21 protein-coding genes and 1 tRNA gene are annotated in these 22,632 nt (G+C 63.0%); 8 read left to right on the top strand and 14 right to left on the bottom strand.

Annotated features, from left to right (window positions below; translation table 11 throughout):
- Complete coding sequence (locus AArc1_RS18640) at nucleotides 1-1,413, top strand: DUF5305 domain-containing protein (RefSeq protein ID WP_154670620.1); 1,413 nt, start codon at nucleotides 1-3, stop codon at nucleotides 1,411-1,413.
- A 97-nt stretch (nucleotides 1,414-1,510) separates the two neighbouring features.
- On the opposite strand, the gene solA is transcribed toward AArc1_RS18640, so the two are convergent.
- The 3 genes from solA to AArc1_RS04870 all read right to left on the bottom strand — a co-directional run bounded on the left by solA (nucleotide 1,511) and on the right by AArc1_RS04870 (nucleotide 3,609).
- Complete coding sequence (gene solA / locus AArc1_RS04880) at nucleotides 1,511-2,638, bottom strand: N-methyl-L-tryptophan oxidase (RefSeq protein WP_117363316.1); 1,128 nt, start codon at nucleotides 2,636-2,638, stop codon at nucleotides 1,511-1,513.
- Nucleotides 2,639-2,682: 44 nt separating this feature from the next.
- Nucleotides 2,683-3,084, bottom strand: coding sequence for a hypothetical protein (locus tag AArc1_RS04875; protein WP_117363315.1), 402 nt, complete (start codon nucleotides 3,082-3,084; stop codon nucleotides 2,683-2,685).
- Between the two features lie 90 nt (nucleotides 3,085-3,174).
- Nucleotides 3,175-3,609 (bottom strand): DUF5807 family protein, encoded by a 435-nt coding sequence (locus AArc1_RS04870; protein ID WP_117363314.1) that lies wholly within the window; start codon nucleotides 3,607-3,609, stop codon nucleotides 3,175-3,177.
- Nucleotides 3,610-4,055: 446 nt separating this feature from the next.
- On the opposite strand from AArc1_RS04870, the gene AArc1_RS04865 reads away from it, so the two are divergent.
- A complete protein-coding gene (locus tag AArc1_RS04865) occupies nucleotides 4,056-4,556 on the top strand; it encodes a helix-turn-helix transcriptional regulator (protein ID WP_117363313.1) in 501 nt (166 codons plus the stop codon).
- A 436-nt stretch (nucleotides 4,557-4,992) separates the two neighbouring features.
- On the opposite strand, the gene AArc1_RS04855 is transcribed toward AArc1_RS04865, so the two are convergent.
- From AArc1_RS04855 to AArc1_RS04835, 5 genes are all read right to left on the bottom strand, one after another.
- A tRNA-Ser gene (locus tag AArc1_RS04855) sits at nucleotides 4,993-5,074 on the bottom strand.
- Between the two features lie 27 nt (nucleotides 5,075-5,101).
- A complete protein-coding gene (locus AArc1_RS04850) occupies nucleotides 5,102-5,356 on the bottom strand; it encodes a hypothetical protein (RefSeq protein ID WP_117363311.1) in 255 nt (84 codons plus the stop codon).
- A gap of 21 nt (nucleotides 5,357-5,377) precedes the next feature.
- Nucleotides 5,378-5,758, bottom strand: a complete 381-nt coding sequence (locus AArc1_RS04845) for a Rid family detoxifying hydrolase (protein ID WP_117363310.1) — start codon at nucleotides 5,756-5,758, stop codon at nucleotides 5,378-5,380.
- Nucleotides 5,759-5,812: 54 nt separating this feature from the next.
- The gene (gene ilvA / locus AArc1_RS04840; RefSeq protein ID WP_117363309.1) at nucleotides 5,813-7,024 is read right to left on the bottom strand and encodes a threonine ammonia-lyase; all 1,212 of its coding nucleotides are present in this window, start codon (nucleotides 7,022-7,024) and stop codon (nucleotides 5,813-5,815) included.
- Between the two features lie 276 nt (nucleotides 7,025-7,300).
- Nucleotides 7,301-7,702: a gamma-glutamylcyclotransferase family protein gene (locus AArc1_RS04835; RefSeq protein WP_117363308.1), complete on the bottom strand. Its 402-nt coding sequence runs from the start codon at nucleotides 7,700-7,702 to the stop codon at nucleotides 7,301-7,303.
- Nucleotides 7,703-7,832: 130 nt separating this feature from the next.
- Between AArc1_RS04835 and AArc1_RS04830 the strand changes: the two genes are divergently transcribed.
- Both AArc1_RS04830 and AArc1_RS04825 read left to right on the top strand, forming a co-directional pair.
- A complete protein-coding gene (locus AArc1_RS04830; RefSeq protein ID WP_117365779.1) occupies nucleotides 7,833-8,903 on the top strand; it encodes a DUF7490 domain-containing protein in 1,071 nt (356 codons plus the stop codon).
- Nucleotides 8,900-9,217, top strand: a complete 318-nt coding sequence (locus AArc1_RS04825; RefSeq protein ID WP_117363307.1) for a hypothetical protein — start codon at nucleotides 8,900-8,902, stop codon at nucleotides 9,215-9,217. The genes AArc1_RS04830 and AArc1_RS04825 overlap by 4 nt, the downstream gene beginning before the upstream one ends.
- A gap of 92 nt (nucleotides 9,218-9,309) precedes the next feature.
- On the opposite strand, the gene citZ is transcribed toward AArc1_RS04825, so the two are convergent.
- From citZ to AArc1_RS04810, 3 genes are all read right to left on the bottom strand, one after another.
- On the bottom strand, nucleotides 9,310-10,458 hold the full coding sequence (citZ, locus tag AArc1_RS04820; RefSeq protein WP_117363306.1) for a citrate synthase: 1,149 nt from the start codon (nucleotides 10,456-10,458) through the stop codon (nucleotides 9,310-9,312).
- A gap of 248 nt (nucleotides 10,459-10,706) precedes the next feature.
- On the bottom strand, nucleotides 10,707-12,914 hold the full coding sequence (locus AArc1_RS04815; RefSeq protein WP_117363305.1) for a TRAP transporter permease: 2,208 nt from the start codon (nucleotides 12,912-12,914) through the stop codon (nucleotides 10,707-10,709).
- Nucleotides 12,915-12,992: 78 nt separating this feature from the next.
- A complete protein-coding gene (locus tag AArc1_RS04810; protein WP_117363304.1) occupies nucleotides 12,993-14,045 on the bottom strand; it encodes a substrate-binding domain-containing protein in 1,053 nt (350 codons plus the stop codon).
- Between the two features lie 269 nt (nucleotides 14,046-14,314).
- On the opposite strand from AArc1_RS04810, the gene AArc1_RS04805 reads away from it, so the two are divergent.
- The gene (locus AArc1_RS04805) at nucleotides 14,315-15,514 is read left to right on the top strand and encodes an MFS transporter (protein WP_117363303.1); all 1,200 of its coding nucleotides are present in this window, start codon (nucleotides 14,315-14,317) and stop codon (nucleotides 15,512-15,514) included.
- A 96-nt stretch (nucleotides 15,515-15,610) separates the two neighbouring features.
- Here the strand turns inward: AArc1_RS04805 and AArc1_RS04800 are convergent, their stop codons facing one another.
- Nucleotides 15,611-15,985, bottom strand: a complete 375-nt coding sequence (locus AArc1_RS04800) for a VOC family protein (RefSeq protein WP_117363302.1) — start codon at nucleotides 15,983-15,985, stop codon at nucleotides 15,611-15,613.
- A gap of 165 nt (nucleotides 15,986-16,150) precedes the next feature.
- On the opposite strand from AArc1_RS04800, the gene AArc1_RS04795 reads away from it, so the two are divergent.
- Together AArc1_RS04795 and AArc1_RS04790 are read left to right on the top strand one after the other, a co-directional pair.
- Entirely contained in the window at nucleotides 16,151-17,407 is a 1,257-nt protein-coding gene (locus AArc1_RS04795; RefSeq protein ID WP_117363301.1) for an MFS transporter, read from the top strand.
- A 99-nt stretch (nucleotides 17,408-17,506) separates the two neighbouring features.
- The gene (locus AArc1_RS04790) at nucleotides 17,507-17,944 is read left to right on the top strand and encodes a universal stress protein (RefSeq protein ID WP_117363300.1); all 438 of its coding nucleotides are present in this window, start codon (nucleotides 17,507-17,509) and stop codon (nucleotides 17,942-17,944) included.
- Between the two features lie 207 nt (nucleotides 17,945-18,151).
- Here the strand turns inward: AArc1_RS04790 and AArc1_RS04785 are convergent, their stop codons facing one another.
- The gene (locus AArc1_RS04785) at nucleotides 18,152-20,686 is read right to left on the bottom strand and encodes a methyl-accepting chemotaxis protein (protein ID WP_117363299.1); all 2,535 of its coding nucleotides are present in this window, start codon (nucleotides 20,684-20,686) and stop codon (nucleotides 18,152-18,154) included.
- 169 nt (nucleotides 20,687-20,855) lie between these two features.
- Complete coding sequence (locus AArc1_RS04780) at nucleotides 20,856-21,512, bottom strand: helix-turn-helix domain-containing protein (RefSeq protein WP_117363298.1); 657 nt, start codon at nucleotides 21,510-21,512, stop codon at nucleotides 20,856-20,858.
- Nucleotides 21,513-21,648: 136 nt separating this feature from the next.
- On the opposite strand from AArc1_RS04780, the gene AArc1_RS04775 reads away from it, so the two are divergent.
- Nucleotides 21,649-22,506, top strand: a complete 858-nt coding sequence (locus AArc1_RS04775; protein ID WP_117362423.1) for an IS5 family transposase — start codon at nucleotides 21,649-21,651, stop codon at nucleotides 22,504-22,506.
- The last annotated feature ends 126 nt before the right edge of the window (nucleotides 22,507-22,632 follow it).

Genomic DNA, 22,632 nt, shown 5'->3' with positions numbered 1-22,632 from the left:
ATGCGTTCGACACCGACCGACACCGACGACGTGAACGGGGACCGGGAGCGACGACTCCGGCTCCGAACCCTGTTCTGGAAGCACCGAACAACGATCGCGGTCGCCCTCGTGCTCGTCCTCACACTCGGCGCGTGGGTGAGCTACGGCGTCTACGCCGATCCGGGAGAGACCACGGAAGAGCGACTCGAGTACAGCTGGACCGCGACGGGCGAGGTCGACCACGCGGCCCCGGTGGTCGACTCGACGGCGGCCTATCCCGAGAAGGACGTCCTCGAGAACGAGCCGCTGTACTACACGGCAATCTCGCCGACTGCCGAGGGGGCGTTCGTCGGCGGCTACGATGCTGCCAGTGGTGAAGACGTCGCCGTGTCGCTCGTCGTCGACCTCCACTACCGTGCGGTCGAACCCGACGAGGGCACGGTCTACTGGAACGAGCGAGAGCGACTGACGAACGTCAACGAAACCGACGTCGACCCCGGCGAGCCAGTCACCGCGACGTTCGAGATGAACGTCTCCGCCGTCAGCGACCGGATCGACGAGATCGAGACGGACCTCGAGGCGAGCCCAGGTCAAACCGAGATCCGCCTCGAGGTCGACCGCGAGATCGGGGGGACGATCGACGGGACCGAGCAGCTCGCGGCCGACAGCGTGACGGTCCCGATCGAGTACGACGGCTCGACGTACGCGTTCGACACCGAGGGTGACCTCGACGAATCCCACGAATCGTTCCGAACCGAAACCGTCGCTGCCTCCTACGGCCCCGCTCGAAGCGTTGGCGGCCCACTGCTCGCCCTGCTCGGTGCTGGGGGGCTTTCGGGCGTCGCCCTGGCTTCACGTCGGGTTCCCGAACCGACGACCGCTGAACGTGAGTGGCTCGCCTACCGCAACGACGTGGCCGAGTTCGACGAGGTGATCGTCCCCGCAACGCTCCCGGAATCGGTGCTCGAGAAGCCACATGCGGCCGTCCCGTCGCTGGCCGCACTCGCCGAGTTGGGGATCGATACCGGCGAAGCGATCGTCCACGATCGGGAGACGGGACGGTATCTGGTAGCCGTCGACGACGTAGCCTACGTCTACGATCCCCCGTCGGTGCCGTCGAGCCGCCCCCGTCGTACGGACGACGTGACGGCCGCCGTCCCACTCGAGTTCCCGCGAGCCGCCCCATCCGGTGAGCGTACGTCGACCGATGGTCACGACGTCGAGGAGCGACCCCACGACGACTCCGATATGGCCGGGACGGTGGCCCATGATGACGAGTCAGCGTCGGTCACGGCGGGCCAGGACGTCGGTTCGAGCGGCCGTCCAGCCACAAAGACTCGTTCGACGTCCGCGAGAAGACGGACTGAGGACGCCGAGGAGAGTACAGGGTCGAACTCGAGCGATGGAGCGACAGATCGGGTCGACGACCGCTGATCGTCGATCGGGTCGTTGGGCAGATTGTCGGTCGAGTCGCTGGGTTCGTTGGGCAGATTGTCGGTCGAGTCGGTGGGTTCGTCGGGCCGTCGGTCGGTTAGAACCGATCCAGCGAGAACGTCCCGATCTCGTGATCGGTCTCGCCCTCGAGTGCGAGGTCGGCGAGGATCTCACCGACGACGCTGGCGAACTTGAAGCCGTGACCGGAGAAACCGGCACCGACGACGACCTGCGGGTGGTCGGGGAGTCGGTCGAGAACGAAATGTTCGTCGGGCGTGTTGGTGAACAGGCACGTCGAGAGTCGCAGCGTCGGCCCGGCGGCATCGGGGAAATGCTCCTCGGCGAATCCTCTGAGGAGCCGTTCGTCGGCCTGGGTGGGCTCGCGTTCGAACGCGTCGGGGTCGACGACTTCTTGTCGGTGATGATAGCGGCCGAATTTGAAGCCCGGAACGTGGTGGACGGGAAACCCGTAGTACAGACCGTCGGGATTCTCGAGAACCCAGACGGGGAACCGGTCGGGCGCGAACTGGTCTGGGTCGTCGGGCTGGAGCCAGGCGAGGACCTGCCGTTCCGGCTCGAGGACGCCCTCGAGAGCGTCGATGAATCGGGCGGCCCACGCGCCGGCTGTCACGACGAGTCGGTCTGCCTCGTATGGCCCGTAGTCGGTTTCGACCCGGACGCCGTCGTCCGTAGGCCGCCAGTCGACGACGCGTTCGCGGGCACGGATGGTCGCTCCGGCTCGCTGGGCCCGGTTCACGTGGGCGACCGTACACTGCTCGGGGACCAGAAAGCCGCCGTCGGGCTGATAGATCGCTTCGTACGACGCGGGAAGCTGGTAACCCGGATACCTGTCGGCAAGTGCTGCACTCGAGAGGTGGTCGTACTCGAGATCGTGGGTCTCACACGACCGTCGAGCGCCGCCGACGAGGTCGCCGTCGGCAGGCCCGGCGGTGATCGAGCCGGTTCGATACAGTAGCTGTCGGTCGTGCTCGGCGTCTAACTCGTCCCAGAGTTCGGCGGCTCGCTCGAGCAGCGGTACGTATCCCGGGTGCTCGTGGTAGGCGAGTCGAAAGATCCGGGAGTGGCCGTGCGAGGAGCCGTAGCTGTGAGGAATATCGTAGCGCTCGAGGCCGAGCACGTCGGCACCGCGGTCGGCCAGGTGGGCGGCCGCCGCACTCCCCATGCCGCCGACGCCGAGGACGATCACGTCGTAGCGGTCGCTCATGGCCCACCGTACGACCGGGCCTGCGAAAACGCTTGCCTCCGCGGTCAGTCGTCGTGCTGGGCGCGCTCACGCAGCCGTCGTTTCTGACGGCGCTCGGTCACGTGATCGATTCCATCTGCTAACTCGTCGCGGACCCCCTCCTCGAAGGAGGCAACTTCCTCTAAGAACTCCGCTGAGAACTCCTCGACGAGTTCGAAGGTCCACTGGTCGCTGATCGCTCCCGCCGGAAGATGCTCGTCTCGCAGCTCGTCCGCCCAGGCCTCGTGGCCGGCGTCACGGAGTTCGTCTTCGGCGTCAGCCATCCGGTCCATCGCGTGGCCGAGGTCGTGGTGAAACTCGAGGAGGGTTCCGTAGGCCCGGTAGACGTGTTCGATACCGAGTTGCAGGTCGTGCAACGCGGCCAGTTCGGCGTCGCTCAGATCGAGGTCGTCGGGATCAGTCGTCACGGGCGTCGGACCACGACGGAGTACAAAGACGTGACACGCTCGGCAATGCGTTCCGCTTTCACCCCATCGCGGCCATGTGCGAGTCAGTGCTCACGCCGAGTCGAGAACAGTCCAGCGATCCGAATAGGAGGTGCCACAGCGACAGCGGGCGTACGCGTGGACGACGTCGCCCTCGGCGTAGATGCCACCCGCGTCCTCGTTTCGTTCCTCGGCGAACGCGAAGACGAACTGCACCGCGTGTTCGTCCTCGTCGGTCGGCGCCTCTGGACACTGCCCGCCCGCGAGGTCGCTATCGACGAGCCCCTCGAGCGCCATCGCGGACTGGGCAAACGCCATCGCATCGGTCCCTGTCGCCGCCCGAAACGCGTTCCGGCCGCGCTCGCCGTCGACCACGATCACGACACCGCCGTCGACGCGCTCGCCGAATTCCTCGAGTCGATCGTCGGAAACGTACGACTCTGCGAGAAACAGTGCGACGTCGTCCAACCGCTCGCCCGCCAAAAACTCTGCGCGTGGATCGGTCATACCTCGGCTAGTCCCGCGGAGTGGAAAAAGACCGTCGGTCGCCTCGAGCCCGCTCGGCCGCCAGCGAAAGTGCCTGTGACCGGCCCCATCTCCACCGGCCACGAGCGTCCGCTGACCGACCGTTCCCCAGTATTGTGGGTGGCCGACTGGAACTGCACTCAGAACGCCACAATTCCTCTCAATTCGAACCGTCGGCGTGCCTGTCACTATCGAATTCCAGCGAGAAGTGCCGAGACAGGCACACAGTGTCCGCTCTCGCGTTATTATGTACGTTCACAGCTATTGATTTATTTGTGCTGTGTTCGGTAGGTTCCCTGTCGTTTATTATGGGGTAGTTCCACGATTAGATTAGTCGTGGTTGGGGCCAGAGATCACGATTCTGTGGCCGATGGGCAGTCGGCGGCGGGACGAGACCCCACTCACGGAACCCCCTACAGTGATCGGCTATGCGTGACAACACGTTCAACACCGAGTCCGCACTCGAGGAACTCTCGAGGGCGGCACCCCCAGACCAGTCGTCGGAATCGTACGATCGGTCTCCTGATCGGACCACCAAATCGGCCGAAGACGTCGAACGGGAACTCGAGGAGTTACTTGATTCCGTCATCGACGCGCTTCCGGTCGGCGAAGTCGCGTTCGACGACGCTCTCGTCAAGGAGAACCTGGACGAACTGCTCTTGATGCTCATCGCACTCCACGAGGAAACCCACGGAGACGAACTGCTGACTGACCTCGAGTGCGTCTTCGACGCCCATTTGAGCCCTGGAACCGTCTATCCCCGCCTCCACGAGTTAGAAGACCGTGACGTCCTCTCGATGCACGCGAAAGTCCGGACGAAAGAGTACTCGATCGTCGATCCTGACTACGTCCGTGATACCGTTGAAGGGACGATGATGCAACACCTCGCGTTCGGGATGTTGCTCTACGCCTTCCTCAATCGGTACTGACGTTCACGAGCCGTCGACCGCACAGGTAACCAGCGATCGATCGAGTCGCAAGCGACGGCGAAGATCAAGAGCCCGTGTGCCGTCCCGCGAGTTTCGACGGACTTACCGCAACCTTCCACTGGTTGATCGTCTCTTCGAGTAGCTCCTGCTGTTTGTCGGTGAGTACGAGCCGAATGGCCGCGGTTCTCCGCAAGTATTCGTCGGGCACCACCTGTTCCTGGTCCCGTTTTCCTACGTAAACAACACCCCAAGCGACTACCACAGGTACCGCTACTCAGTCTGGACCGAATCGAAAACCGCCAGGACTGGGATTTGAACAGGTTCGAGACGTTCCGGGCATGCGGCCTCACTTCGTTCGGCCGTTCCGGGGCTGCGACTCGCGTGTTCAAATACAGCCAGTAGGTTTCTGCTGCTCGCGGATTACTCACAGTAGAAACGCCAGGACTGGGATTTGAACCCAGAATCCCGAAAGGGAACACGCTTTCCAGGCGTGCGCCTTACCGTTCGGCCATCCTGGCTCGAGTGGACTTAGCCGCGTGCGTCGTTTAACTCTTACTTTTACCGTCGCCGTCGTGTGACCTGGGTTCATCCATCGCACGGCGGGCCGACCACGCGGCGACCCGGTGTTCGACCGCATAGGCGCTCGTTGCAGTCGCGACACCGACGAGGAGGGCGACGGCCCCGCCCTGCGTGATCGACACCAGCGGCTCGACGAACAGGGCATAGCCCTGAACGAGCACCAGAAACGCCATGAAGCCAACGGCACCCCACAGCAGCGCGGACTTGGTGCGTGGGTTCATCAGTGAGCCCGGAGAGACACGTTACTCGAGGCTGGCGACAGCTTCGATTTCGACGCCGACGCCTTTGGGGAGCGCGCCGACTTCGATGGCGCTTCGAGCTGGCGGTTCGTCGTCGAAGTAGCCGGCGTAGGTCTCGTTCATCGCCTCGAAGTCGTCGATATCGTCGAGGAAGACGGTTACCTTGAGCACGTCCACGGGGTCGACTCCCTCCGCTTCGAGGATGGCGACGAGGTTGTCGAGCGCCTGTTCGGTCTGGGCTTCGATCGGCTCGTCGTCCAGCAGGTCCCCGTCGGGGGTGAGCGGGATCTGTCCGGCGGTGAATAGCAGCGAGCCATCGGTCGCAGCCTGGCTGTACGCGCCGACGGCGGCGGGTGCGTCGTCGGTTTCAGTTACGCGTTTCATATCAGAGGACACCGCGTGAAGTGGCTTATAACCGGGCGAAACGAATCGCCCGCATTACACCAAGACGTCGACTTCGTAGCCCGCTTCGCGCAGATCGGCGAGGAACGCCTCGACGTGGTCGGGCCCGCGCATCTCGAGTTCGATCTCGACTTCAGTGTCGCTCATGTTGACGTCCCGGGAGGTCCGGTCGTGGTGGATCGCGTAGATGTTCGCCCGGTGAGCGGTGAAGATATCGAGAAGGTCCTCGAGCGCGCCGGGGCGATCTTTGAGGACGGTGCGGATCTTCAGATAGCGCCCGGTTTCGACCAGCCCGCGGACGACGACGTTCGTGAGCGTGTTGAGGTCGATGTTCCCCCCACAGAGTGCAGCGACGATCGTCTCGTCTGGCTCGTAGTCGAACGCCTCGAAGAGGACGGCTGCAAGCGGGACCGCACCCGCACCCTCGACCATCGTCTTCGATCGCTCGAGGAGGTAGACGATGGTGACGGCGATCTCGGGGTCGGAGACGGTGACGATCTCGTCGACGTACTCCTGGATATGTGCGAAGGTCTCCTCGCCGACGCTCCGGGTGGCGATCCCGTCGGCGATCGTATCGACACCATCGAGCGAGATTCGCTCGCCCTTCTCGAGCGATCGGGCGGCACTCGAGGCACCGTCGGCCTGGACGCCGATCACGCGTGTGTCGGGTTTCTGTTCTTTGATCGCCGTCGCGATGCCACTGATCAGCCCGCCGCCGCCGATGGGGACGACGACGGTGTCGAGGTCGGGACAGTCCTCGAGGATCTCGAGCCCGATGGTGCCCTGGCCGGCCATCACCATCTCGTCGTCGAAGGCGTGGACGTAGGTTCGGTTCTCTTCGCGTTCGATCTCGTGGGCGCGTTCGGCAGCCTCGGCGTAGTCGCTTCCCGAGAGGACGACCTCGGCGCCGTAGTTTCGCGTCGCTTTCACCTTCGCGATGGGGGCGTACTCGGGCATCACGATCTTCGCGTCGACACCCGCGCGGGTGGCCGCGAGCGCGACTCCCTGGGCGTGGTTGCCCGCGCTCGCGGTCACGACGCCTGCGTCTTTCTGGTCGGCCGACAGCGTCGCGATCCGGTTCGTCGCCCCGCGGATCTTGAACGCCCCCGTCCGCTGGAAGTTCTCGAGTTTCAGGTGGACGTCGGCGCCAGTCATCGCCGAGTAGGTGTGCGAACGCTCGAGCGGTGTATGCCTCGATGTCTCGCGAACCCGTTCGTGAGCCTCGAGGAGGTCTGAGAGTTCGAGCATACCTGTTATAGGAAGTCATCCAGTATATACTGTCGGACTGATCTGTCGGCTGGTCAGTCACTCGCGACGGGGAACGCGCCGCTCGACGGCGTTGACAGGGACGTGCTGTCGCGGTGGATGACCTGACAGCACGAAAGGGAATACAGGATGCACGGCGTGTGACGTGCATTTGGAGAGGGGGCCGCCGACATTATAAATCCCATCCCTCCGGAGTGGAAGTGAAATCGCCAGACAGAGGCCGCCTATCAACTGCGTCAGACGGTTGGCGGACGATCGTCATGCGCCCCGTACGAGCGTGGGTTCGGCTTCGGCGACGTACCGTCGTACCTGGCTCTCGAGCGTCGGCCCCGCTGGCCAGTCGACGGCTTCGAGGCCGAGTCGGCTTGGATCTCCGACGTACACTGCCGCCTCGCCACGTTCGGCGTCGAACGGTACCGTCACGCGGACGTAGAGGCCGCTGTCGACGCTCTCGTACCGATCGAGTCGCCGCAAGGCGTAGTCGTCGACCTCGAGCAGTCGTCCCACGACGTGCCCACCCGGAGCGAGCGTCGGGTAGCGGCCATCGACCCGGTGAAACCCCTCGAGCGTTGCTTCGCCGGCGAACGCGTCCGTATCGGGCTCGAGTACCTCGTCGACTCGCTCGCGATCGGTCAACGTTCCGTAGACGAAGACGTACACGCGAGGTCTTCTACCGCCCCGATACTTCGGTCTTGTGCACCGACTCAATCGAAAACATTCGTCGACGACGCAAATTGTGTTGTTCGATTGACTACACAAAACACTTATACTATCTCTCGAGATGGCAGTTATGAACCGCGAGTCCCTCCTCGCGATCGTCGCCCTCGTGGTCGTGGTCGCTGCGCTTTCGACGCTCGGCCTTTCGGGTGCGATCGCAGCTCCTGAAGAATCCGAGACTGACGCCGCTCTCGATGCCCCACCGGCGCTGCTCGAAGTGACGATCGCCGCCGACGACGTCGCTAGCGAGACGGCAACGCTCGAGGTCGACACCTACCTCGAAGACCGCGGCGTGGCGGCCGAAAACGTAACCATCGTGCACCGAACGACGAACACGGACACGAGTCTGATCGAAGATACAACCGCGCTCGAGGTCGGCATCGTCGAGCCCGACACCGAGGACGTCGTTACCGGGACGATCGACGTTCCACGGGAGGGCTCTCACGAGATCGAAACGTTCGTCTACGTCGACGGGATGCGCGTCGAATCGACGACCCACCGGATTTCGGGACTCGACTCGTTGACACCCGCATACGCCGAGACGGGCCTCGACTTCCATCGCTTCGGCGAGGACGGCGCCAGTCCGCTCGCGGACGTGCCGGCGATCGAGTACTCGATCGAGTCGGCCGACGGCGAGACGGCCACACTCGACGTTTCGAGCTATCTCACCAACGGCGGCGACGAGACTGCCGACGAACTCGAGGTCGAACTGAAAGCTCGCCAGGCGGACTCGAACATCGTCGCCGACCGGAAGACGGTCGACGTCGGTGCCGTCGATTCGGGGAACACCGCCACCCCGTCGGCGACGCTCGAGGTCCCCGACGAGTACCGATATCAGCTCGACGCGATCCTCTGGCTCGACGGCACGATCGTTGCAACTGATCGAGCAGGTGCGGATCTGCGCCCCGAGTCAGTCGTCGAGAACGCGAGCGACGCCGACGAACGCGGCCTCGACGCTGGCGACTTCGAAGAGGACGACGAGGCGCTCGAGGCCGTCGAGGAAGATGCGGCTGACGACTCCGCTCGTGACGTCCCCGACGAGGAAGCCGAAGACGCTGGCGACGCCACGCCCGGGTTCGGACCCATCGTGGTCGCGGCTGCACTACTCGGCGTACTTGCGCTCACCCGGAGGAAAAATCAATGACTGACACCACGACACCTGAGACGCCGATGGAATCGACCGATGAGTCCTCCGGTCCTGACGCCGGCCAACCCACTCGCACGGGTAACCGACCGCGACGGGAGGTCGACGTCTGGCGACTGCTCGCCTGGGGTGCCCTCGCGATCTGCTCGCTGCTCGCGGCTTTCGCCCTCGTTCAGCTGTACGGCAGCGTCACCGAGGCGATCGATCTCTGGGTCGAACCCCGCCACCAGCCGCTGATGCACGCCGCGTTCAACCTGGTCGTGTTGCTCGGCTCGCTCATCGGTATCTCGCTGCTAGTCAGGGAGCTGAACTGACGCTACGGGGGACTGGGGGACTTCCCACCGACGGCGCTTCGTTGCTGTCGCTTCTTCCAGTAGCCTGATGAAAACCGAATCGATCGACCGCGCTATCGCTCGTCGACGGGGACGAACTCCTCGTCTTCTGCGCCCGTATAGCGGGCGCGGGGGCGGATGAGGCGGTTGTCCTCCTGGTACTCGAGGACGTGACCGACCCAGCCGCCGACGCGGCTCATCGCGAAGATGGGCGTGTACATGTCGATCGGGATGCCGAGCTGGTAGTACACCGAGCCGGAGTAGAAGTCGACGTTGGGAGCGATCCCCTTCTCGACGAGCCCCTTCTCGTCGGTGAGGTACTCTTCGATCGTCGTTGTGATGTCGTACCACTTCGACTCGCCGGTCTCGGCGAGTTCCTCGCTCCGGCGCTGGAGGATCTTCGCGCGCGGGTCCTTGACGTTGTAGACGCGATGGCCGAAGCCGGGGATGCGACGGCCCTCCTCGGTCGCCTGTTCGACCCACTCGAGGGGATCGAGTCCGCTCTCGTCGATCTCGAATAGGACTTCCATGACGTCCTGATTCGCGCCGCCGTGGAGTGGCCCGGAGAGGGCGGCCACGCCGCCGGTGACGGCGCTGTAGATGTCCGCCTTCGTCGATCCGATTACCATGGACGTGAACGTCGAGGCGTTCAGCCCGTGATCGGCGTGGAGGATGAGCGCCTGGTCGAACGTCTCGGCGGCGACCTCGTCGGGTGCTTCGCCCGAGAGCATGTACAGGAAGTTCGCCGCAAGTCCCAGGTCAGGATGGGGGTCGACAGGCTCCTCACCGAGGCGGTAGCGCTCGAACGCCGCGAGCGCGGTCGGGACTTTCGCCGTAATTCGTCGGCCCTTGCGAAGCGCTGCTTCGAGGTCGTCGGGGTCGGCGTCGCCTTCGGGCTCGCTCGCGGAGAACATCGACACTGCAGTACGGAGTGCGGCCATCGGCTCTTCATCGGCAGCCGCGAGTCGCTCCATCGTCGCGAGTACGTCCTCGCTGACCTCCCGCTCTTCGTTGATCGACTCGACGAACGACTCGAGTTCGTCTTCAGTCGGGAGGCGACCGTGCCAGAGGAGATACACGACTTCCTCGTAGCTCGCGCCTTCTGCGAGCTCCTCGATCGAGTAGCCGCGGTAGATCAGCCGGCCGGCATCACCGTCGATCGAGCTGAGTTCGGACTCTGCAACTAAGACACCCTCCAGCCCTTTCCTGAGGTCGTCTGCCATGCTCTTCAGTTTCAGTCGCCCATGGAAAAGCATTATCGTTTGGCCGCTGGTCGCGACCCACACACGAAAACGTCAGTTAATATACACTTTTCGCCCGCTAGCATAGCTCGCTTTCACGGGGCGTCACATCTGTCAGTTGAAACGGTAATCGACGGTCAGTTAGCGACGTCGATTGTGTGTCGACCGAGCAGTTCCCAAAACATAGCAGACATCGCGTGTACGTGAGCGGGGCCGGCGTCGGCCGTGACTTACTCTCGTCGGCCGTTGATGCCGGTCGTGACGCTTCGGAGTTTCTCGAGCGGTGTCGCTTCACCGACGGCTGCCTGGGTGAGATAGAGGAACGTCGCGACGCCGAGGGCACCAAGCTGAACCATCAGCTCCGGGTGGACCATAACGACGAGACCGAGCGCGAAGAAGACCGCACGAAGCCCGTACGCCGGCGTTCTGTTGAGATCGAACCGGTAGTTCAGCCCGTGGATGATCACCAGTCCCCCCGCGAGGACGATGGCGCTGACTAACAGCACGCTGGTGCCGACCTCGCCGCCGTGGTCGACGATCTCGGGGTGGTAGATGAACGAAAACGGCAGGACGAACAACGGTGCGGAGATCTTGATCGCCTCGATACAGGTCCGCCAGAAGTTCGAGCCGGCGATCCCGGTGGTCACCGCCACACAGGTGGCGATCGGCGGCGTGAGACCGGCCAGAATCGCCGCGTAGAAGACGAAGAAGTGACTCGCGAACTCGGGCAGGAAGAACTGCTCGATCAGGGTGGGTGCGACCAGCATCGCGACGATGGTGTACGCTGCTGTGGTGGGCATCCCCAGTCCGAGCAGGATGCAGATGATCATCGCCATGATCGCAGCGAAGATCAGAACACCGCCGGAGAGGTCCATTAGCGCAAGCGAAATCGCCGTCGGCACGCCGGTTGCCTGCAGGATGTCGACGACGCCGTTGATCGCGGCCAGGATGATGGCCACGGGAGCGAGCACGATGGCACCCTCGCGGAAGCCGTTGAGCGTCTGTTTGAGCCCGCCGACGAACGTCCAGAACGTCAGTCGGACGCTCGAGGTGTCGAAGGCCTCTTTTGCGGTCGGAACGGTCACGCCGAGGACGGCCATGGCGACGACCGTCCAGAACGCTGAGGTCCCGATCGTGAACTGGAGGACGCCAAGCAGGTAGACGAGGAGGATCAGCGGAATACCGAACTTGATCCCCTCGAGGGCGAGTTCGAACTGCGACAGTTGCTGGTCGAACAGCTCGTCCATGTCGGGCTCTTCGATCTGCGGGGCGGCCGCGTAGTGGACCCCGACGAAGATGACGATCATCAGGATGGCCGCCGGGATCAATCCGGCGACGAGGACGTCGAGGTAGGAGACGCCCGGGATGAGTGTCGCCATGACGAACGCACCGGCGCCCATCACTGGCGGCAGCACCTGGCCGGAGGTCGACGCGACGCCTTCGATCCCGCCGGCGGTCGACGGCTTGACGCCGCTTCGTTTCATCATCGGAATGGTGAACGAGCCGGTCATGCCGGCGTTCGCCGTCTGGCTCCCGTTGACCGAGCCGATGACCGCACTTGCGATCACGGCCGTCTGTGCGACGCCCGAATCGAGATACTTCCCGGTGCGAACTGCCGCACGCAGGATCAGGTCGAACGCGCCGTACGCCTTCAACATCCCGGCGTACAGCAAGAACAGCGCAATCCACGCGGCAGTGAGCTGGGTCAGGAAGCCGTAGAAACCGTCAGTCGTCATCACGAGGATGCGGAGCAGCCGCTCGTGACCGATGCCGGTATGGCCGAGCGTGCCGGGCACGAGGTAGCCGAAGTAGCCGTAGGCGATCCCCACCAGCAAGACGGCCAGGAACGTGATCCCGAATGCGCGCCAGGTCGTGTAGATGATCGCGATCGTGAAGAAGACGGCGACGACGAGTTCCGGTTGCGTGACGTACCCCCGCTGGGCGAGTGCGATCGCGTTGATGTAGACGTAGATGCTCGTCGGTAACGTGATGAGAACGACGCCGAGTAACAGACTCGTGTCTAACAGGTTCTCCCTGGCGAAGAGGGCCTTCACGTCGGTTGTGATGAACCGATCGCCACCGACACGGTTGATCATCTCGTGGAGCGCGTACAACGTGATGATGCCGCCGAGAAATCCAGCCCCGAACTGTGCTCGAGAGGGCGAGGAGCCGGTGATCGCCCCCTGGAGGTACGCCATCCACATGACATAGAACCAGAAGGGGATCGAGAGGGCTGCAAACAGTCCCCACAGCGTTGTCTTCTCGCGGAGACTCTCCTTCGAGAGCCGCTCCTTGAGGACGGCTCCGATCGGTCGATCTGCCAGTTCTTCGTTGACGTCAACGACGTCAGCCTCGTCGTCAGAGATTTCGATAGGCTCGTCGGCGTCGTTGTCTGAATTGTCTATATTTGCGTCGTCTGTCGGTGGTTCGTCTTCCATTGTTACTAATGCCCGTTATTCACGCGGGTGGCTACCATATCACTCAGTGTCGAAATACAAGAACGTATTCGTTAGGCGTTACTCAGCGTCAGCTTCGCCCTCGGTCCAGTCGTCGTCCCAGGCGTCGTGTTCTCGGAGGAACTCGGCCATTCCGGGGTGAACTTCGACGTCCGGCATGATCGACTCGGTCATGACCTCTGGCGTGTATTCGAGCGTCGTCGGGTCGGACTCTCGAAGCGTATCGTGGTGGTCGTAGGCAACCCGAGCCGCCTCGTAGACGGCATCGGGGTGGACGTCCGGGCCGAAAGCCCACTGGCCCTGCAGCGCCCAGAAGTCGATCTCGTCGAGACCGAGTTCGTCCTGAACGTCCTGCTCGTAGCCGTAGGGCTCTTGCTGGACGTGAGCGGCACCATCCATCGACTCGATCGACTCGACGAACTGGTCGTCGCTTTCGATCGCGTACAGCTGTCCGTCACTCCTGACGTCGACCTCCTGACACCAGCCAGCAAGCTCGATCCCGTTCGAGCCGTAGAGGGCGAGCGCGTCGACGCGCCCTTCCTCCACTGCGCCCGGAATGTCGTCGGTGTCCTCGTTGTTGATGTCGTTTTCGTCCCAGATGCCGTCTTCTCTGAGCAACTGCTCGGTGAGCAGTCGCGTCCCGAAGCCGGGCTCGATCGGGTAGATCGTGTATCCACCGTCGCGGAGATCAGCCGTCGACTCGATCCCGGAGCCGTCCATCGCGACCCAGTGCATCTCGAGGCTCGTGAACATGAACCCCTGCATCGGCAGATCGTCGACGGGTTCGTCGGCGAAGTCCTCTTCCTCGTTGAGCGCGGCCGCCCACGAGTTGTTGTCGACGCTGATCGTACTGAACTCACCTTCGTCGAACTCGTAGAGGTTCGCCGTCCACCCCTCCGTCTCCTGAACGTCGACTGTGAGTTCGTCGCTGTGTTCGTTCGCACCACGAGCGAGTGCCTGACCCGCTGCCTGGGAGGCGCTGCCACTCGAGGTGCCGGCGATCGTGATCGTGTGGCCGTTGTCGTCACCGAGACACCCTGCGAGGCCCACAACCCCCGCTGCTGTTGCACCTTTTAAAAACGTCCGTCTGGACTGTCTGCCATTACCAGCCATATTGGGAACGATTTAAATTCGGCGTATAAATATCTGTTGGTCAAACACCGGTATCGTTCATTAAGATTTTTTATTGCCTCCGTTACTATCGGAATATTGTATCCACATTGTCGGTTAGGTTAGAACTGATATCGTCGATGGCCAGGGCTTACTGCTTATGGTGATAAATCTCAGTAAATAATATATCCATAATTGACAAGTTTACCGGGTCGCGTCGAACGTTCCGGTATCCGTACACTTTTTAACTGCCGTTCAATCGGTACGGGTCGATGGCCCAGTCGTACTGGCGAACGGTGTCGCTCGTGACGATGTGGCAGATTTCGGCGAGCATTTGCTACTATTCAGTGTTCGCTGCGACGCCGTTCTTTCGCGATGCGTTTGGCCTTTCCCGGTTTTCGGTCGGCGTGGTTGTGACGATGGTTACGCTCGGATACGCCGTTTTCCTCCTGCCACTCGGCGCGCTCGTCGATCGGTTCGGTGAACGACTCACCCTCTCGCTCAGCCTCGTGGGCCTCGCGACCGGGGCCGCTCTCGTAGCCGGGTCTCCCACCTACGCGATGTTGCTCGCCGCGGTTTTCGTTCTCGGGTCGCTGTACGGGACGGCGATGCCGGGGACGAACAAGGCCGTCTTCGACAACATCGAACCGGGCAAGCAGAACCTGGCAATGGGGATCAAGCAAGTCGGTGTCACGGGCGGTAGCGGGATCAGTGCGCTGCTCGTGACGGGGCTCGCCGGCGTACTCTTCTGGCAGGCTGGATTTCTCATCGCGACGGCGCTCGGACTGGTCGTCGCCGTCGTCTTCTACCGGCTCTATTCGAGCTCGAGCGCCGGTGGAACTGCCGAGTATCCGGACTTTCGGGTGCTGCTCTCGAATCAACCGTACGTGCTGTTGACGGTTGCGGGACTCTTCCTCGGTGCTGCGCTGTTCACCACGACTGGCTATACCGTGTTGTACGTCGAGGAGTCGATCGGCGCATCGGTCGCGTTCAGCGGTGTCGTCCTCGCACTCGTCCAGCTGTTCGGAAGCGTCGGTCGCGTCCTCACGGGTTGGCTAGCCGACGTCTTGCCCGGAGATCCGCAGGTTCGCATCGGGTCGATCCTCATCGTCCAGTCGCTCGCCGGGGCCGTACTGTTCGTCGTCGTTGCGTCGACGACGACGGTTCTCGGTGCGACGCTCGCGTTCTCGGCGCTCGGCTTTTTCGTTCTGGGCTACACTGGCGTCTACTACTCCGTCATGGCGACGCTCGTCCGCGCCGAGGAGATGGGCGGTGCCACCGCGGGCGGTCAGCTCGCACTGACCAGCGGCGCGCTCTTTGCCCCACCCGCGTTTGGCTACCTCGCCGATACGATCGGCTATCGCGCCTCCTGGCTCCTGCTTGCGGGGCTCGTACTGGTCGCCTCAGGCCTGCTCGTCCTCGTCACCCGGACGACGACGCCCGTCTCGAGACCGGCCGCGACCGACGCCTAATTCGGGCCGCCGTCCGTCGGTACCGCCACGAGCGCACCGCGATTGCGGTTGCACCAGCACCACGTCCTAACAACTGTCTAACACGATCGGCTGCGACTACTCGAGTCGCTCGACCAGTTCGACGACGTAGCCGTCCGGATCCTCGACGAACGCGACGCGACGATCGATCGCATCCATCGTCGTTGGCTCCTCGTGAACCGGCGGGTCGGCCTGCTCGAGGAGTCGCTCGAACGTCTCGTCGGTGCTCTCGACGCCGACGGCGATGTGGTCGACGGTTCCCGAATCGATCGTCGGTCCGCCGTCGGGATCGTATTTGAACTGTAACTCACCGCATGGGCCGCCGATGTAGACGTTTTCGACGCCGTCGTCGGCCGTAAACGACCAGTTCTCCTCGAGCCCGAGCGCGTCGACGTAGAACGCCCGCGTCTGCTCGATGTCCGAGACCCAGAGTGCAGTGTGGATAACGTCCATGCCATCGACGATGGGACGCCGTTGCAAAGGGTTATCGACAGCCGATACGTCCGACTGTGCCACTCCACTGACGGCCTACTGCGATCGCGTGGGTCACTATCATACCGGCAACGATCGTGATATACCGGACTATTTAACGCACCTGGCGCGAGTAACCTCGAGCCGATGGACCACACGGACCGTCGCATCGTCCTCTTTACGTCTGCAGCCCACGGGCTCGTCCACACGTACGAGCTCTCGATTCCGATCCTGATGACCGTTTGGCTCGCAGAGTTCTCGATGACGGCAGCGACGCTCGGTCTGATCGTGACGATCGGCTACGGCCTGTTCGGCGTGGGTGCGCTCCCGGGGGGCGTCCTCGTCGATCGGTACGGTTCGAAGCCGCTCATCCTCGCCTGTCTCGGCGGCATGGCGGCTTCGTTCGTCCTCGTCGGCCTCTCGGGATCGATCCTCTCGCTGGCGCTTGCGATCGGTATCTGGGGTGTTACTGCGAGCGTCTATCACCCTGCTGGACTCGCGTTGCTCTCGACGCGCGTCGAGCGAACGGGGATGGCACTCGGCTACCACGGAATCGGTGGCAATATCGGCATCGCGCTCGGGCCGCTCGCGACTGCCGTCCTGTTGCTCTGGTTCGACTGGCGAGTTGTCTCGATGCTCCTCGCGATCCCCGCGGTCGTCGTCCTCGTCCTCGGGTTCTTCGTCGATACGAGACCGACGGCCGCCCAGTCGACGGCCGCGGCCGACGGCGGTGATCCAGCGGGTGGCAACGACACCAAAGGGAAAGTGACGCTCTCGACGGTTCTCGAGGACTCACGGGCGCTCGCGACGGTCGCGTTTGGACTCGTCATCGTCGTCGTGATGATGAACGGGCTGTACTACCGGGCATTTCTCACCTTTCTCCCGGACTTGCTCGGTGATCTGATCGATGGCCTGGTCACCATCGAACTCGTCGATCCGGAGAGTCCGTACGCCGAGGAGTTCGACCTCGCGCGATATTTCTACGTCGCAATCTTGATCGCCGGCGTCTTCGGCCAGTACCTCGGTGGGTACCTCGCCGAGCGGATGGCCGTCGAACGTGCGCTCGTCTACGTTTTCGGCTCGCTCGTCCTGCTAGCCTTGCTGTTCGTTCCCGCCAGCGCGACGCCGGCGACGTTCGTCGCCATCTCGTTATTGCTGGGCGTGACCGTCTTTACGATCCAGCCGCTCGAGCAGGCCGCGGTCGCGAAACACTCCCCACCCGGAACACGCGGGCTCTCGTTCGGCTACACCTTCCTCGCGATCTTCGGAATCGGCGCACTCGGGGCTGGCCTCGCCGGGCTCGTCCTCACCGTTGCCTCCGTCCGCGAACTGTTCGTCGTCCTCGCGGGAATCGCCGCGGTCGCTGCGGCGACGGCGTTCGTCCTTCGACGCCGCGGTGAGTGACGAATCGACCCGACTTCGACTTTGTCGACGACTCGAGCACTCACACCAGCGCTGGTCACCATCGGTACGTATTTCCAACCACGCATCACAGTATGGCCCATGTTCCACGCTCTCATCCCGGTCGACGACGACGAACGTCGGGCGATCGAGCAGGTCGAGACCGTCCGTTCGTTACCTGGCGGACCGGACGAGAAGTCCGCGACGATACTCCACGTCATCGAAGAGATCGAGACACCACCGGACGAAGCCGGTCCAACACTCATCGAGGACCTGAACGAATCGCTCCCCGAACTCCAGGGGCTTCCCGACTCCGTTATCACCGCCGAGCGCCGACTCGAGGACGCCGGGATCGAGACCGACCGCCAGCAGATGGTCGGCGATACGGCGAGGAGCATCCTCCAGACGGCGGCGGAAACGGACGCCGACGCGATCGTGCTGGGTGCTCGCAAGCGTACGCCGGTCGGGAAGGCGCTCTTCGGAAGCGTCAGTCAGAAGGTGATCCGCGAGACCGACCGCACAGTAATTGTTGGACGCTGACACGAACGGGACAGCCCGCACGCTGCACGGAACAAACTGCACGCTCGGGGCTCGTTCCGTGGTGGTTCGCTCGAGGCACGTCGGTTCTGCCGTCGATGCAAAGCCGATCCGTAGTGTCTGTCCACTGGTTCTCCCTTGCTTTCGCCGACGACCCGCCGGTCTTACCGACTCCCTGTCGTCTTCACTGACCACTCAGCGGTGACGGCCTCACTGGCCGTCGTCCGTGGTGAGTCCGTCGTCACCCAGTCCGGCAGTCTCGTCGGTCCCAGCCGCTTCGTCGATCGTCTCCCACTGTGGGGGCTCGCTGGCCCCGTCTGCCGGTTCGTCGCCAGCGTCTTCGATCCACTCGAGTTCCGTCCCGTCGTCCGTGCGCTCGCCATCGGTCGAACCGGCCTCGCGTCCGTCCTCGAGGTCGGCGGTGATCGCGTGCCCGTCGACGTCGACCTCCGTGTCGAACCGGTCGAGCGCTTCGGAGAGCTGATTGGCCTGACTCGAGAGGTCGTTGACGCTCTGGGTGACCTCGACGAGCGAGGCAGTCTGCTCTTCCGCGGCTGCGGCGACGTTCTGGGCTTCGGCCGTTGCCTGTTCGGCGATCGTCGCCGCGTCGTCGACCATGGCGACGACCTCCTGGGTCGAGGCAGCCTGTTGCTGGCTGGCCGCCGAAATCTCCTGGACCCCGTCGTTGGTCTCCTGGGCGTAGCCGGCGATCTCGTCGAGTGCAGCGATCGCGCCTTCGACCGAGGACGCGTGTTCGGCGACGCGCTCGCTGGTCTGGCGAACTTCGTCGGCGGTTCGCTCGGTCTCGGCGTCGATCTGTGAAAGCCGCCGTTCGATGTCGTCGGCGGCCTCTTTGGTGTCTGCAGCGAGCTCTTTGACCTCGGCGGCGACCGCCGCAAAGCCCTCGTTCGAGTCCGCAGATCGTGACGCCTCGATGTTCGCGTTCAGCGCCAGCATGTTCGTCTGCTCGGCGACCTCACTGATGAACTCGAGGAGGTCGTCGATCTGTGCGACCTCCGACTGGAGATCCTCGATCGCCTCGACGGCGGATTCGGACTCGGCCTCGATCTCGCTGATGCCGTCGATCGCCTCCTGGGCGGCTTCGCGGCCACGCTCGCCCGCTCGAGCCGTTCGTTCGGCAACGTCGGCGACCTGATTGGATGCGGAGGCGATCTGTTCGGTCGTCGTCGAGAGGCCGTTCATCTCCCGGTTGACGGACTGGAGACTGTCGTTCTGTCGCTCGGCGCCGGTCGAGATTTCCTGGACGGACTCGGTGACCTGCTCGGAGGCGGCCCGGACGCTCTCGGAACTGGCGGTCACCTGTTCGGAGGCGACGGCGACGTCGTTTGCGAACGCCGTTAGCTGCGCCGTCGTTCGTTCGATGTCCCCGATCATCTCGTTGAACTCCGTCGCGATCTCGCGCATCGACTCGTTGTCGGTTTCGGGGTCCATCCGCATCGTAAAGTCGCCGTCGGCACACGCCCGCATCACGTCGCGATACTCGTCGGCTTTCCGCTCGAGTTCGTCGTTCACCCGTTCGGTCTCCTGGCGGGCCTGTTCGGCATCCTGGCGGGCTGACTCGGCCGCGTGGATCTGTGTTCGGAGCGACTCTTGCATCGTATCGAACTCGTCGTACAGCTGGCCGATACTGTCGATGCGGTTGGATTCGAACTCGACGTCGAGGTCGCCTTCCCCCATCCGCTCGGCTTTCGAACTGAGGCGGTTGATCGCTGCGGAGGTGTTGCGCCCGACGATCCCCCCGAGGAGGACCACGCCGAGGATTCCGGCGATGGAGGCGTAGGTGCCGTACTCCTGGACGGTGGCGACGAAGCCGAGTGCCTCCGCTTCGGGGGTGTGGGTGACGATATACCAGTTCGTCTCGCCGGGTAAGGTCGCATACGAGGCGAGGTACGGCTCGGTCTCGTACCCCTCGCCCGCGTTCGCCGCTTCGATCGAGGCCGCCGTCGAGTCGCCGGGCACTCCGATCGAGTGTGATCCTTGCTGGGCGGTGAGTGCGCTCCCATCACGGTAGGTGTGCCAGATCGACTCGCCCGTCGGATCCATCAGGATGCGGTTGTTGGCCGGATTGACCAGATACGAGATCTGGCCGTCGGCTTCGATCAGCTCCTCGCCGAACGGCTCGAGGCCGACGTCGTAGACGGCGACGCGACTGGACGCTCCCTCGTCCATCTCGCCGTCCGGGATGGGGGCGGCGTAGCCGACGACGTACTCGCCGTCGTGGTCCGTATACTCACCGAGGAACTGGGCCTCGACGCCGAACGTCTCGTCGTCGGTCTCGAACGATCCGGCGTCCAGGTTCGCCCACCCCGTCTGGACGTCGTCGAAGTCAGAGCCGACGAGGTCGTCGTCCGAACTCGAGAGTACGTCGCGCTCGTCGACGTCGACGAGGTGGACGTTCTCGGCACCGTCGTGTCTGGCCTGTTCGGTAGCGAGGTACTCGGCCACCTGATCGGACGAGGCGGTCTCGTCGGAGACGACGACGTCAGAGACGGCGATCGATTCGGTCACTAACCGGTTCCGCTCGTGGAGGTTCTGGATGTTTTTGGCCTCCTGGGCGGCGAACTCCGCCTGCTGTTCGTAGGTCTGTTCTTCGGTTTCAGCCGCGATTAGCTCGGTTCCTGCGTACCCTGCTGCGCCGACGGTCAACCCGAGGACGAGCAGGGCGATCATGAACTTCAGTGCATAACTGCGACGGATAACGTTCGGGACGACTTTCCGGAACATCCTCGTTACTTCTCGCCCACAGTGAACCCTCTTAAATTCTGACCTGAAGCTATCACTCCCGAGAACACCGTCGGCTGCGACGTTCCAGTCGACGGCCGATCAACTACGCCGAATAATCGTTTGGTCCAGCTGACCCGATATCGATTCGTGATCCGGTATAGCGGCCGTTTCAGGCCTCGAGAATCGAATCCATTAGCTTCGTCTGGGCGGCCGCGAGGTGTTCGGTGAACGTCGATCGGGCGACACCGAGTTCTGCAGCGACGTCGGTCGCGTTCGCACCTTTGGGGTACTCGAAGTAGCCCATCTCGTGAGCAGTGTCGAGAATCTCACGTTGGCGGTCGGTCAACACGTCGCGGTCGACGATGACGGCGTCACCAGCGTCTTTTCCCTGTCCTTGTGTGAGGTCCTCGACGAGAACGCCGTCGAACCGGTCTCGAAGCGAGCCGACGATCTCGGAGATCTCCTCGAGGTCGAACGTCCGGAACGACAGCAACAGGGCACCGTCCTGGGCACGGACCGTGGTGATCGGTGTCCCCGTCTTCTCGACGATAGTGCACGCACAGTCCGGCTTTTCGTTCCGCTCGAACCGGTACACGGCTTCCTGCTCGTTCGCCTGGACCGGCGTTAGCTCGACGTCAGCCGACAGGTCTACCTCGTCGATGTCCGCGTCGGCTTCGACGCCGAACTCCTCGACGACTGGCTTTCCGCTGGCGCTCGAGTGTGTCCGGGTAACGGAGTCGATCGGGTCGTCGACGTTCGCCGAGACCTCGGCGACCGGGCAGTCCGCAGGATCGTCAACGACGACGGTTGCGCGAAATCCTGACATACGCAACTCTACGGCCTAGTGTCTCATAACCCGGCGTTGCAATTCCCGTTCGGTGAAAATACGGCTCTGTTTAATCGCTAGACTGCGTCAAGTTGAGTCGTTAGAATCACGGTGTTGAAGCGGAAGACGGGAAGTTGTGCCAACCCAAATCTTCCGCTTCACCGAACGCTGTGTCTGGACTGCTAAAAGAGTTGCTGACGACACGGACGAACCCGCCGCCCCGGAAGGCGGCGGCGGGTTCGCCGATTATGCGATGATTCCGCTTCACTGCTTGCGAATTTACCTCGGGACGTCCTATCGGATGACCATCGACATCCTCACGGAGATGCCACGAATAATCCGGAAGATCGGCCTTGAACCGGCCGATCTCCCTCATCCATCCACACTATGTCTAGCGTTCGATAGACTTGAGATGAGTGTGTGCCGAGTGCTGCTGCGCTATTCAGCGCAGCTGCACGAGACTGGTGAGATCGGCACGATCGACGCGACGTACTTCGACCGCTCTCGTGCAAGTCGCCACTACTGCCGACGAACAAACTACCACGTTCAGACGATGAAAGTGACGAAACTCGTCGATACAGAGACGCAAGCGATTCTCGATCTTCACTGTACTACGACGTGGGAAGGAAGTGATGCAGAAATCTGTGAGCAACTCGCCCGCAAGCACGCGGGCGAGTTGCGCGTCCTCACAGCGGACAAGGGCTACGACTGTAACTGGCTTCGAGAAGACCTCCGAGAACTCGACATTCGGCCGTTGATCAAGCACTGCGTCCATGCACCGTACGATCACGCGCATAACGCGCGGATTGATGACGAACTCTACGGTCAACGAGCCATGTCGGAAACCGTCTTCTCGTCTGTCAAGCGCTCGCTGGGCGTCGCCCTGCGAGCGCGGACATGGTACCGAGAATTTCGTGAGATTGCGCTGATGTGTGCGGTTTACAACATCAAGAAGGCCGCAAAACAGGAAATTCCGCTCCCGTCATGCGATTAAACACGGCCGAAAATACCCCTCAAGCGCGGGTACCGATTACCCCTTTCACGTCAGTGTCGGTCTGTGATACACCCTGGACAAACCGATCCGAATAGTCGGTGCAGTCGTCAACTCGGTATGGCCGTA

The sequence above is a fragment of the Natrarchaeobaculum sulfurireducens genome (assembly GCF_003430825.1).
Taxonomy (GTDB): Archaea; Halobacteriota; Halobacteria; order Halobacteriales; family Natrialbaceae; genus Natrarchaeobaculum; species Natrarchaeobaculum sulfurireducens.
Note: the sequence above shows the minus strand (reverse complement) of the source record. Positions and strands in the feature narration are given on the sequence as shown.

What these genes read in the sequence shown, in the direction of transcription:
- AArc1_RS18640 (WP_154670620.1), top strand. Translation starts at nt 1, where the DNA reads ATGCGTTCGACACCGACCGACACCGACGACGTGAACGGGGACCGGGAG.
- solA (WP_117363316.1), bottom strand. Translation starts at nt 2,638, where the DNA reads ATGAGCGACCGCTACGACGTGATCGTCCTCGGCGTCGGCGGCATGGGG.
- AArc1_RS04870 (WP_117363314.1), bottom strand. Translation starts at nt 3,609, where the DNA reads ATGACCGATCCACGCGCAGAGTTTTTGGCGGGCGAGCGGTTGGACGAC.
- AArc1_RS04865 (WP_117363313.1), top strand. Translation starts at nt 4,056, where the DNA reads ATGCGTGACAACACGTTCAACACCGAGTCCGCACTCGAGGAACTCTCG.
- AArc1_RS04850 (WP_117363311.1), bottom strand. Translation starts at nt 5,356, where the DNA reads ATGAACCCACGCACCAAGTCCGCGCTGCTGTGGGGTGCCGTTGGCTTC.
- AArc1_RS04845 (WP_117363310.1), bottom strand. Translation starts at nt 5,758, where the DNA reads ATGAAACGCGTAACTGAAACCGACGACGCACCCGCCGCCGTCGGCGCG.
- ilvA (WP_117363309.1), bottom strand. Translation starts at nt 7,024, where the DNA reads ATGCTCGAACTCTCAGACCTCCTCGAGGCTCACGAACGGGTTCGCGAG.
- AArc1_RS04830 (WP_117365779.1), top strand. Translation starts at nt 7,833, where the DNA reads ATGAACCGCGAGTCCCTCCTCGCGATCGTCGCCCTCGTGGTCGTGGTC.
- AArc1_RS04825 (WP_117363307.1), top strand. Translation starts at nt 8,900, where the DNA reads ATGACTGACACCACGACACCTGAGACGCCGATGGAATCGACCGATGAG.
- citZ (WP_117363306.1), bottom strand. Translation starts at nt 10,458, where the DNA reads ATGGCAGACGACCTCAGGAAAGGGCTGGAGGGTGTCTTAGTTGCAGAG.
- AArc1_RS04815 (WP_117363305.1), bottom strand. Translation starts at nt 12,914, where the DNA reads ATGGAAGACGAACCACCGACAGACGACGCAAATATAGACAATTCAGAC.
- AArc1_RS04810 (WP_117363304.1), bottom strand. Translation starts at nt 14,045, where the DNA reads ATGGCTGGTAATGGCAGACAGTCCAGACGGACGTTTTTAAAAGGTGCA.
- AArc1_RS04805 (WP_117363303.1), top strand. Translation starts at nt 14,315, where the DNA reads ATGGCCCAGTCGTACTGGCGAACGGTGTCGCTCGTGACGATGTGGCAG.
- AArc1_RS04800 (WP_117363302.1), bottom strand. Translation starts at nt 15,985, where the DNA reads ATGGACGTTATCCACACTGCACTCTGGGTCTCGGACATCGAGCAGACG.
- AArc1_RS04795 (WP_117363301.1), top strand. Translation starts at nt 16,151, where the DNA reads ATGGACCACACGGACCGTCGCATCGTCCTCTTTACGTCTGCAGCCCAC.
- AArc1_RS04790 (WP_117363300.1), top strand. Translation starts at nt 17,507, where the DNA reads ATGTTCCACGCTCTCATCCCGGTCGACGACGACGAACGTCGGGCGATC.
- AArc1_RS04785 (WP_117363299.1), bottom strand. Translation starts at nt 20,686, where the DNA reads ATGTTCCGGAAAGTCGTCCCGAACGTTATCCGTCGCAGTTATGCACTG.
- AArc1_RS04780 (WP_117363298.1), bottom strand. Translation starts at nt 21,512, where the DNA reads ATGTCAGGATTTCGCGCAACCGTCGTCGTTGACGATCCTGCGGACTGC.